The sequence below is a fragment of the Litorivivens sp. genome, from assembly GCF_057445395.1.
Window position 1 is genome coordinate 1 of record NZ_JBVBUV010000097.1, and the last position, 10,853, is coordinate 10,853.

A 10,853-nucleotide genomic window follows, 5' to 3' on the forward strand; every position below is an offset into this window, starting at 1 on the left:
ACGCCGCCCAGCATGCGGGCAATCTCCGCCACTTTTTCATTGTCGTTTAGGGCCACCAGCTGGGTTTTCACTGATTTCTTGTTGGATTGTTTGCTGACCTTGATATGGTGGTTGGCCTGACTTGCCACCTGCGGCTGGTGGGTTACACACAGCACCTGCGTGGTCTGTCCCAGCTGCTGCAGCAGGCTGCCAACAATTTCTGCCGTTGCCCCGCCAATGCCTACATCTATCTCGTCAAAGATGATGGTGGGGACGGTTACGGCCTGTGCATTGACCACGTGAATCGCCAGACTGATGCGCGACAGCTCGCCCCCAGAGGCAATTTTGTTCAGCGGGCCGGGTTTGCTGCCGGGGTTGGTGCTGATCAGAAATTCAACATCTTCGAGCCCATGGCTGGGCAGGGTGTCGGGTTCGGCTGGTGCCAGTTGAATCTGGAAGCGGCAGTTGGCCATCGACAGGTCGGCGAGGTGGGATTCAACCTTTTTGCTGATGGTGGCGGCGGCCTTTTGCCGCTTTTTGCTGAGGGTGCCCGCTGCGCTGCGGTAGCGCTTTTCCAACTCGGCGAGTTCGCTCTGCAGGCCGGAGATGCTGTTGCCGCCGCCCTGAATGGCGTCGAGTTCCTGTTGCAGTCTGTCTTGCAGTTCCGGCAGTTCGTGTGGTTTGCAGTGGTGCTTGCGGGCGATCTGGTAAACGGTATCGAGTCTTTCTTCAATCTCGTGCAAGCGCGCGGGATCTACCTCGACGCGATCCAGGTGGTGTTGGAGTTCGCTGCTGGCTTCTTCAATTTGTATCAACGCGGTTTGCAGTAGATCGTCGGCGGCGTTCTGGTGCTCGGACTTTACCGGGCTGGCACGCAGTGACGATAGGGCCTGATGCAATATGCCCAGGGCGTTTACTTCGCCTTCCTTGCAGAGGTTCAGGGCGTGATTGCTGGCATTGAGTATGTGCTCGGCGTTGGCCAGTGCTTTCTGTTCCTGTTCCAGCGCTTCAACCTCACCAGGCTGCAGCGCCAGCGCCAGCAATTCATCAAGCTGGTATTCGAGCAGCTGGGCGCGGGCTTTCTGCTCGTCGCTGTGTTCGGTGAGGGCATTCAGCTTATGCCGGGTTTTCTGATGTTTGCGGGCTAAATCTGCCACGTCCAGAGCCAACTCGCTGACACCTGCGCAGATATCTAGCAGGTCGCGCTGGTAATCCTTTTTCAGGAGGGACTGGTGTTCATGCTGGCTGTGAATATCGACCAGAAAATCACCGAGGGTTCGCACATCTTGCAGTGTTGAGGGTTGGCCATTGATATAGGCGCGGGAGCGGCCTTCAGCGGTGATGACCCGGCGCAGCATCAGCTCTTCGCCGTCGAGCAGGTCGCGGCTTTCCAGCCAGGCCTTGGCGCCGGCAATGGCTGTGATGTCAAACAGGGCATGCACTTCAGCTTTGTCGGTTCCGTGGCGTACTATACCGGCGTCCGCGCGGTCGCCGAGGGCGAGGCCGAGAGCGTCGAGCATGATGGATTTGCCCGCGCCGGTTTCACCGGTGAGAGCAGTCATGCCGTTTCGCAGGTCGATATCCAGGCTTTCTGCTATGGCGTAGTTGCGAATACAAAGATGTGTCAGCATGTCGGGCACCTGTCGGTATACTGGTTATATGGATAGTGGTGTCTATTTATACAGTAAAACCGGTTTATGGAACAGGGGCGATTGTAAAAAACCTGATGCTGGCTAGAATGCTTTCGAGGCAGTGGCATTATTTGAGAATACTATGGTTGCAGATGTACTGAATGATCGCGCCCAGAAACTCCTGAAAGTGCTGGTTGAGCGCTACATTCGAGAGGGCCAGCCGGTAGGCTCGAAAACCCTGCTGCAGGACAGTGGTCTGCCGGTCAGTGCGGCTACTGTGCGCAATATCATGGCGGAGCTGGAAGAGCGCGGTTATGTGGTTTCTCCGCATACTTCTGCCGGCCGTATGCCTACCCAGCGCGGTTATCGATTCTTTGTGGATTCGCTTATTACGGTATCGCCGCTGGAAGGTCGTATTCTGGATAATCTCAAAAGCGAGTTGGATGCGGAGAAGCCTTCAGATGAGCTGATAGCGTCGGCTTCCCAACTGTTGTCCAGCCTGACCCGGCAGGCCGGGCTGGTTACCCTGCCCAGTCGTCACCGCCTGTCTCTGCGTCAGGTGGAATTTCTTCCGCTGGCGGACAATCGGATTCTGGTCATTCTGGTGGTAAATCAGCGTGAGGTGCAAAATCGCGTTATTCGCACCGAGCGCGCGTTTACCGAGTCAGAGCTAAAGCAGGCCGCCAACTACATCAATCAGCATTATGCGGGCCGTGATCTGGATACTATCCGCGATGCGCTGCTGACGGCCATGCGCAGTGATAAGGACGATATTGATCGCTACATGCAGGCCTCTCTCGATCTGGCGGCGCGCGCCCTGGAAATGGATGGTGAGGGCGACCGTCCGGCCGAATATGTGCTGGCAGGGGAGAGTCAGTTGCTCGATGCTGCCACGCCGGACAATCTCGACAAGATGCGCGAATTGTTCAACGCCTTTGCCCGCAAGAAAGACATCCTGGATCTTGTGGACCGCTGTCTGCTGGCAGACGGAGTGCAGATCTTTATTGGCGAAGAGTCTGGCTACAAGGCTTTCGGCGATTTCTCCGTCATTACGGCGCCTTATCAGTTGGGTGACGGGCGGCCGCTGGGTGTATTGGGGGTCATAGGCCCCACACGCATGGCCTATGAGCGGGTTATTCCCATGGTGGATGTGACTGCGCGGATGCTGAGCCTGGCTTTGCGAGCTGGCTAACCTGCTGTTTTATCTTAATAAAAAGAATAATTTTTAACTTCAGCCTTGAATTCTTGCAGATCGGCCCCATTGAAGGCCTGCACGGCGTTGGGCCGGTGTCAGAATCAACGATGGAGTCAAAGCGTGGCTGAGGAAAACAGAAAAGAGCAGGACGAGAAGGCAGCACAAGAGCAGACTGAAGAAGAAAGCAGTCAGCCAGAAACGCTCGCCGATGCAGAATCTGAGCAGGTGGCTGAAGTTGGGTCGAGCGACGATCTGCAGGCCCAGATCGACGCTCTGCAGCAGGAATTGACCGATGCCAAGGATCAGGCCCTGCGTACTGCTGCTGAGGCCCAGAACATCCGTCGGCGTGCAGAAATTGATGCCGACAATGCCCGAAAGTTCGCCGTTGAGCGCTTTGCCAAAGACTTGCTGCCGGTGGTAGACAACCTGGAGCGAGCCCTGGAGAACGCGCCTCAGGATCATGCCGATGATGCGGTGAAAGCTGTGCTGGAAGGTGTGGAGCTGACCTACCGCAGCTTTGCCGACATGCTTGAAAAACATAACCTCAAAGCGATCAACCCGGAAGGCGAGCCCTTCGATCCGCAATTGCATGAAGCCATGTCTATGGTGGAGGCGCCCGGTGCTGAGCCGAATTCGGTCATTCAGGTGGTGCAGAAAGGTTACACCCTGAACGAGCGTCTGCTGCGCGCGGCTATGGTGGTTGTGTCGAAATAGGCAGTTAAATCGACAAAATATGCGAATGGCCCTTGAAATCAGCCGGATAGGGCCAATATAGAAACCAGACACGAATTGAAAAGGACCCGCACGGCGGGCCAAGTGGAGAGAGAAACATGGGTAAGATCATTGGTATTGACCTCGGTACTACCAACTCCTGCGTTGCCATCCGGGATGGTGACAAGGTCAAAGTCATTGAAAACGCTGAAGGTGCACGTACCACGCCTTCCATCGTTGCCTACACCGAAGACGGTGAGGTTCTGGTTGGTCAGAGCGCCAAGCGTCAGGCGGTAACTAATCCGCACAACACTCTGTATGCGGTCAAGCGTTTGATCGGTCGTCGCTTTGAGGACGATGTTGTACAGAAAGACATCAAAATGGTGCCTTACAAGATCGTCAAAGCCGACAATGGCGATGCATGGGTGGAAGCTCGCGGTGAGAAAATGGCGCCGCCCCAAGTCTCTGCAGACGTACTGAAGAAAATGAAGAAAACCGCTGAGGACTACCTCGGTGAAGAAGTAACCGAAGCGGTTATCACCGTGCCGGCCTACTTTAATGATTCTCAGCGTCAGGCTACCAAAGATGCTGGCCGTATCGCTGGCCTAGACGTGAAGCGCATTATCAATGAGCCAACTGCAGCCGCGTTGGCTTACGGTATGGACAACCTCGAAGGCGATCGCACAATTGCGGTTTACGACTTGGGCGGTGGTACCTTCGATATCTCCATCATTGAAATTGCTGAAGTTGATGGCGAGCACCAGTTTGAAGTGCTGGCTACCAACGGTGATACCTTCCTCGGTGGTGAGGATTTCGACCTGCGCCTGATTGACTATCTGGCGAGCGAGTTCAAGAAAGACAACAGTATCGACCTGAAGGGCGATCCGCTGGCGATGCAGCGCCTGAAAGAGGCTGCTGAGAAAGCAAAAATTGAATTGTCCTCCAGTCAGCAGACCGAAGTGAATCTGCCTTACATCACCGCAGATGCTTCCGGTCCGAAACACTTGGTGGTCAAACTGACCCGCGCCAAACTGGAGTCGCTGGTAGAAGAACTGGTAGACCGTTCACTGGAGCCGATGAAAGTGGCTCTGAAAGACGCGGGACTGTCCGCCTCTGAAATTGGCGATGTGATTCTGGTTGGCGGCCAAACCCGTATGCCGATGGTGCAGAAGAAAGTTGCTGAATTCTTCGGCAAGGAAGCGCGTAAGGACGTGAACCCCGACGAAGCTGTTGCCATGGGTGCAGCCTTGCAGGGTGCGGTACTGGCCGGGGACGTAAAAGACGTGCTGTTGCTGGACGTAACTCCGCTGACCCTGGGCATTGAAACCATGGGTGGCGTGGCGACTCCGCTGATTGAGAAAAACACTACGATCCCGACTAAAAAGTCTCAGATCTTCTCGACAGCTGAAGACAACCAGACTGCGGTAACTATTCACGTGGTGCAGGGCGAGCGCAAACAAGCTGCCCAGAACAAATCGCTGGGCCGATTTGATTTGGCCGACATTCCGCCTGCACAGCGCGGTATGCCGCAGATCGAAGTAACTTTCGATATCGATGCTAACGGTATCCTGCACGTGTCTGCTAAAGACAAGGCAACCGGCAAAGAGCAGTCCATCGTGATCAAGGCCTCTGGTGGTCTGAGCGATGCCGATATCGATAAAATGGTTCAGGAAGCGGAAGCCCACGCTGACGAAGACAAGAAGTTCGAAGAGCTGGTTACCGCTAGGAACATGGCCGAGGGGCTGGCCCATGCCACGCGCAAGACGCTGAACGAAGCGGGTGACAAGGCGAGTGACGAAGAGAAGGCCGCGATTGAAGAGGCGCTGAAGGCTGTCGACGAAGCGGTGAAAGGCGACGACAAAGAGGCGATTGACGCTGCTGCCCAGAAACTGGGTGAGGCTTCCAACTCTTTGGCGCAGAAGATGTACGCCGAACAGGCTGCTGAAGCACAGGCGGGCGAGCAGCCCGACGGTGACGGCTCTGCCGCAGATGATGTGGTTGATGCGGAGTTCGAGGAAGTGAAGGACGAAGACAAGAAGTAAAAGTGTCAGGCGCCTGACTTCGGGCGTCGGACTATGAAGCGCCGGGCCTTGTGCCCGGCGTCTTAGCTTGGGTTGGTGGTACGGACAAAACACATGTCAAAACGCGATTATTACGAAGTATTGGGTGTCGAAAAAGGCGCTTCCGATCAGGAAATCAAGAAGGCCTACCGACGCCTGGCCATGAAGTATCACCCGGACCGCAATCCGGATGACGATACGGCCAAGGCGCGTTTTCAGGAAGCCAGTGAAGCCTACGAAGTGCTCTCCGACGAAGAAAAGCGCGGCGCCTATGACCGCTTCGGCCATCAGGGTGTCGATGGCATGGCAGGTGGCGCGGGTGCCGGTGGCTTTGGTGGCGGCAGCTTCAGCGATATTTTTGGTGATGTGTTTGGTGATATTTTTGGCGGTGGAGGTGGTGGCCGTGGCCGCGGTGGCCCGCAGCGCGGATCAGATCTGCGCTACACCCTAGAGATTGATCTGGAGCAGGCAGTAAAAGGAACCACTGCCAAGATCAAAATTCCAACGCTGGTTGGTTGTAATACCTGCGATAGCAGTGGCGCCAAACCTGGTAGCAAGCCGGTAACCTGTAGCACCTGTGGCGGTGTTGGCCAGGTGCGCATGCAGCAGGGTTTCTTTTCGGTGCAACAAACCTGTCCTGCCTGTCACGGTAAGGGCAAGACCATCAGTGATCCCTGTAACAGCTGCCATGGTCAGGGGCGTGTTGAAGAAACCAAGACCCTGTCAGTCAAGGTGCCGCCGGGTGTCGATACTGGCGATCGTATTCGTCTGGCCGGCGAAGGCGAGGCGGGTGCCGATGGTGGCCCTGCGGGTGACCTCTACGTGCAGATGGCGGTCAAATCTCACCCGATTTTTGAGCGGGACGGCAAACACCTGTATTGCGAAGTGCCTATTTCCATTGCTGATGCCGCACTGGGTGGTGAAATGGAAGTGCCTACGCTGGATGGTCGTGTAAAACTTAAAATTCCGGCGGAAACGCAAACCGGTAAACTGTTTCGCTTGCGTGGCAAAGGCATTAAACCCGTGCGTGGCGGTACTGTTGGTGACTTGTTGTGTCGGGTGGTTGTGGAAACCCCTGTGAACCTCAACAAGAAGCAGAAAGAGCTGCTTGAAGAGTTTCAGCGCTCGCTGGAGGGTGACTCACATTCGCCGCGTCGCAAAAGCTGGTTTGATGGGGTAAAAGAATTTTTCGACGACCTGAAAATCTGACCTCGTTTGATGGTTGAACTTGCTCTCGCCGTTATGAAGTTAACCGGCTGGGGGCGGGCTCTGCTCGCGAATCGGCGCGCAGACATCTAGAATAACGCAATTCTTATTTAGCACGGATCAAACAATGACCACCCGAATCGCAGTTACCGGCGCCGCTGGCCGCATGGGCAAAACTCTTATCGAAGCCATCAATCTGGCGGACGGTTGTGAACTGACGGCGGCTATTGAGCGCCCGGACAGTTCTCTCATTGGGGCCGATGCCGGCGAACTGGCGGGCATGGGTAAAAATGGCGTCAAAGTGGCAGGAACTATTGACGACGTCATCAATGACTTTGATGTGCTGATCGATTTCACTGTTCCAGCGGCCACCTTGGCGAATGCCAAGGCCTGTGGTGCGGCGGGCAAGAAAATCGTGATTGGAACCACCGGTTTCGATGCGCAGCAAAAAACAGAGCTGGACGCAGCGGTAGGGAGCATCGCCGTATGTCAGGCATCCAATTTCAGTACGGGTGTGAACCTTTGCTTTAAGTTGCTGGAAATGGCCGCCGGTGTGCTTGGTGATGATGTGGATATCGAGATTGTTGAAGCCCACCATCGCCACAAAATTGATGCGCCGTCCGGTACTGCATTGAGCATGGGGCAGGTTGTTGCCGACAAGCTGGGGCGTGATCTGCAAAAGGTCGCGGTCTACGGGCGTGAAGGCCAGACGGGTGCGCGCGAGAGAGAAACGATTGGTTTCGCAACTGTGCGCGGCGGCGATGTGGTGGGTGACCATACGGTCAGTTTTTTCGCTGAAGGTGAGCGAGTCGAAATTACCCACAAGGCAAGTTCACGTATGTCGTTTGCTCGCGGCGCGGTTCGTGCGGCGAAATGGCTGGATGAACAAGGCGCAGGTCGTTATGACATGCGCGATGTTCTCGGATTTAACTAGGGCGTCTCTCTCGGTCAGGTGGCTGAGACAGCGCTTAACTCTCCGGCTGCCAGACCAAACGATTTATCGTTGGCGCTTTGCTCTTTTGCGCCTGAGTTGGCGCTAGCATTTCTGTTGTTCTCAATACTGTTCGGGTACGAATACGCACCTACGGCTACGCTGGCGACGCAAGTTTATTGATCACAGCAGTGATGATGGGTGGGTTCGACGTAGGGGGTGAACTTGGTTGTCCGGTCGTTGCTCGCCGGTATGGCGCTGGCGGTTGTATCTGTAGTGTTTGCAGGGTGCTCTCCAGCGCGCTATCAGGGGCCGGTTAGCGATCATTTTGATGGCAAGCGATTTCACAACGCGGATCCCTTTCCTCACGGTTTCAGTGATCTGTTGTCCTACATGCTCCGGCGTGAGCGTATAGTATGGTCGCGGGACGACACCTTGCCGCCATCCCCACGACCAGCTCCCAGAATGGCACGAGGCGAGCTCAGAATTACCTGGGTCAATCACTCGACGTTACTATTACAGGCGGATGGACTGAACCTGTTAACTGACCCTATCTGGTCTGAACGCGCCAGTCCGGTAAGTTTTGCTGGCCCCCAGCGGCATCATCCGCCGGGGATCGCCTTCGATGAGTTGCCGTCAATTGACGTGGTGATGATCAGTCACAGTCATTTTGACCATATGGATTTCCCAAGCCTGCGGCGTTTGCAAAAGGTGCACGATCCGCTGTTTGTCGTGCCGCTGGGGAACCGAACTCTGCTGACACCTTTGGGCATCGACAACGTGATTGAGCTGGATTGGTGGCAAGACGTTGAGCTTGCTAATGGTTGTCGACTTAGCGCAGTTGAGGTGAAGCACTGGTCGAACCGAAGGGTGCTGCCGTCAGATCAAAACCTGAGCCTCTGGTCGGGTTTTGTGCTGGAAACCACCGGAGGGCCAGTGTATTTCGGTGGTGATAGTGGCTACGGCGAGCATTACCGCGAAACCCATAAACGCTATGGGCAAATGCGCGCAGCTATGCTGCCAATCGGTGCTTATTTACCCCGTTGGTTTATGGCCTACCAGCACATGGGGCCTGACGAGGCAGTTGTGGCGCATAGTGAGCTGCAGTCACATTTCAGTCTAGGTGTTCACTGGGGGGCATTCAAACTGTCGCCAGAGCGGCGTTTTCAGGCGGTAGAGCGGCTGCAGGTACTGTCTGCGGCCGGCGTTATCCCGGTTGGTGAGTTCATTGCGCCGACCCCCGGCACTCCCTATGATGTTCCCCCTCTTGAAGCGACCGAATCCGAGCCCCATGTCACGCGTTGTCATTGAACTGCCTGAAACTCTGCCCTTTCGAACTGAGATACCTGTCCTGATTGGTCATGTGAATCGCGGTAACCACCTGGGTAATGATGCCGTTGTCAGCTTGCTGAATGAAGCGCGCTTACGCTTCACCTTGCAGCGCGGTTTCAGCGAAAACGATGCGTCGCTTGGGCTGATGATGGTTAATGCAGATCTGGCGATGACTTACCATTCGGAAGGCCGTTATGGCGAAGTAATGGTGGTTGATGTGGGTGTCACTGGTTTTCACCGCTGTGGTTACGATGTGGTTTATCAGGTGAGCGAACGTGAAAGTGGGCGTGCTATTGCCCGGGCCAAAACTGCACACATATTAATAGATAGTGCCAGCGGCAAGACGGTTTCAGAACCAGCGGGTTATTTCGATCCCCTGCGAGGCCTTTGATTTCGGGGCTTTCACGCCTATAGAGGCTGTGTCAATTACGTATGTTCAGCGGCGACCAGCGTCGGTAGATTAGGTTGTAGAAAATGCCGTTTAAAGGAAACTGCAATGGATATACGACCATTAATCATAGGTGCATTGCTCGGTGTGACCGGGTTGGCACTGGGTGTGGTGCTGTTTTTCGCCGGCAACGCAGGCGTGATGACGCTGACCGCTGATGCCGTAATGCTGCCATGGTTTGGGTTTGCCCTTGTTGCTGTATTGCTGGCCGTCTGGGTAAGCGGGATGGTGCTTACGCGACGTGTTAATGAGCCACTACTGACCCTTGCCGAGTCCGTTTCCCGAATCAATCGAGGAAAACCGGAGCGTCCGATTCCCTACTTGAGTCGAAGAGACGGGATTGGCCAGCTGGCGCGGGCGCTGGTGGCCCTGTCTGCGCGGCAGCGGTTGGAGGTGTCTTCAGCCATCGATGAGGCCCAACAAGCCAGGCGCTCGCTCATGGTGGCCAATAATCGTTTGGGTGAAGTAAACGACGAATTACAGGCATCTCGCGCCGAGTTGGGCTCTATCCAGAGCAGGCTGGAAACAGTTGAAGTGTCTGATCAGGCAACCGGTCTGCTCAATCACCGATTTTTTGAGCAGGCTCTGGCAAGCGAGCTCAAACGAATCCAGCGCAATGGCAAGGCCTTGTCGGTAGCCCTCTATCGGGTGACCGGCTGGAGTACCTTGGTTCGTCGGCACGGCAAGGAAGTTGCTAACGGAGTCATGGCGAAAATAGGTAATGTGATCGCTGATACGGTGCGCACTACCGATCTGGTGGCCCGCTACAGCGACGATTCTATCGTGCTGATGTTGCCTGAAACTTCTGGCCGCAGTGCCGGGCGGGTGGTTGAAGATATTCATAAGCTGATCGCGCTGATGGAATTTGATTCTCCGGTTCGTCAAAACGAAGTGCTGGTTGCTGGCGGCTTGGCGGCGACGGATACCGATGACGGAACGAGTGAGGATATCCCTTCGCGGTTGGAGCAGGCGCTTATCCGCTCGATGGCGGAAGGGGGCGAGGCGCTGGGCGTCGCCTGATGAGGCGCAGCTGCCTGTTGGCGCCGCGGCCCTGCCGTCATACGCCAAGCTTGGTAAAACGGGACAAAATCAATCTGAATGCCGGCTATTCTATAGATAAATAGAGCGTTTTGCGGGAATCTGCGGTGGACAGCTTCAGGGCACTTCGCGTAAAATCGCGCGCCAGAATCCTGTGGCCGGTGATGCCGGTGAGCCGATGACGGTATACCGAAAGCGAGATGGGGCCCTCATCTCGCTTTTTTGCGCGCGCCCACTTTATCCGTTCGTATTCTGGCCTGTTGTCACGGTAGAATGCGGCACACTCTGTTACCCAAGGAGGTTTGCTTGACGGTTCCAGCCA

Annotated in this window: 10 protein-coding genes; 8 read left to right on the plus strand and 2 right to left on the minus strand. The window is 55.5% G+C overall.

Annotation, left to right across the window (positions count from 1 at the left end; translation table 11 throughout):
- The coding region (gene recN / locus AC222A_RS17610) for a DNA repair protein RecN (RefSeq protein ID WP_372758448.1) at nt 1-1,610 on the minus strand (1,610 nt) is incomplete at its 3' end.
- A 142-nt stretch (nt 1,611-1,752) separates the two neighbouring features.
- Here recN and hrcA point away from each other — a divergent pair.
- The 8 genes from hrcA (at nt 1,753) to AC222A_RS17650 (ending at nt 10,513) form a co-directional block, all read left to right on the plus strand.
- Nucleotides 1,753-2,802 (plus strand): heat-inducible transcriptional repressor HrcA, encoded by a 1,050-nt coding sequence (gene hrcA, locus AC222A_RS17615; protein WP_372748051.1) that lies wholly within the window; start codon nt 1,753-1,755, stop codon nt 2,800-2,802.
- A 123-nt stretch (nt 2,803-2,925) separates the two neighbouring features.
- Nucleotides 2,926-3,519 (plus strand): nucleotide exchange factor GrpE, encoded by a 594-nt coding sequence (gene grpE, locus AC222A_RS17620; protein ID WP_372748050.1) that lies wholly within the window; start codon nt 2,926-2,928, stop codon nt 3,517-3,519.
- 116 nt (nt 3,520-3,635) lie between these two features.
- A complete protein-coding gene (gene dnaK / locus AC222A_RS17625; RefSeq protein ID WP_372748048.1) occupies nt 3,636-5,558 on the plus strand; it encodes a molecular chaperone DnaK in 1,923 nt (640 codons plus the stop codon).
- A gap of 93 nt (nt 5,559-5,651) precedes the next feature.
- Nucleotides 5,652-6,785, plus strand: coding sequence for a molecular chaperone DnaJ (dnaJ, locus tag AC222A_RS17630; RefSeq protein ID WP_372748047.1), 1,134 nt, complete (start codon nt 5,652-5,654; stop codon nt 6,783-6,785).
- A gap of 124 nt (nt 6,786-6,909) precedes the next feature.
- The gene (gene dapB / locus AC222A_RS17635) at nt 6,910-7,716 is read left to right on the plus strand and encodes a 4-hydroxy-tetrahydrodipicolinate reductase (protein WP_372748046.1); all 807 of its coding nucleotides are present in this window, start codon (nt 6,910-6,912) and stop codon (nt 7,714-7,716) included.
- A 222-nt stretch (nt 7,717-7,938) separates the two neighbouring features.
- The gene (locus tag AC222A_RS17640) at nt 7,939-9,024 is read left to right on the plus strand and encodes an MBL fold metallo-hydrolase (RefSeq protein WP_372748045.1); all 1,086 of its coding nucleotides are present in this window, start codon (nt 7,939-7,941) and stop codon (nt 9,022-9,024) included.
- On the plus strand, nt 9,005-9,436 hold the full coding sequence (locus tag AC222A_RS17645) for an acyl-CoA thioesterase (protein WP_372748044.1): 432 nt from the start codon (nt 9,005-9,007) through the stop codon (nt 9,434-9,436). The genes AC222A_RS17640 and AC222A_RS17645 overlap by 20 nt, the downstream gene beginning before the upstream one ends.
- Nucleotides 9,437-9,541: 105 nt before the next feature.
- Entirely contained in the window at nt 9,542-10,513 is a 972-nt protein-coding gene (locus tag AC222A_RS17650) for a diguanylate cyclase domain-containing protein (protein WP_486775345.1), read from the plus strand.
- Between the two features lie 85 nt (nt 10,514-10,598).
- Here AC222A_RS17650 and AC222A_RS17655 read toward each other — a convergent pair.
- The coding region (locus AC222A_RS17655; RefSeq protein ID WP_486775346.1) for a hypothetical protein at nt 10,599-10,853 on the minus strand (255 nt) is incomplete at its 5' end.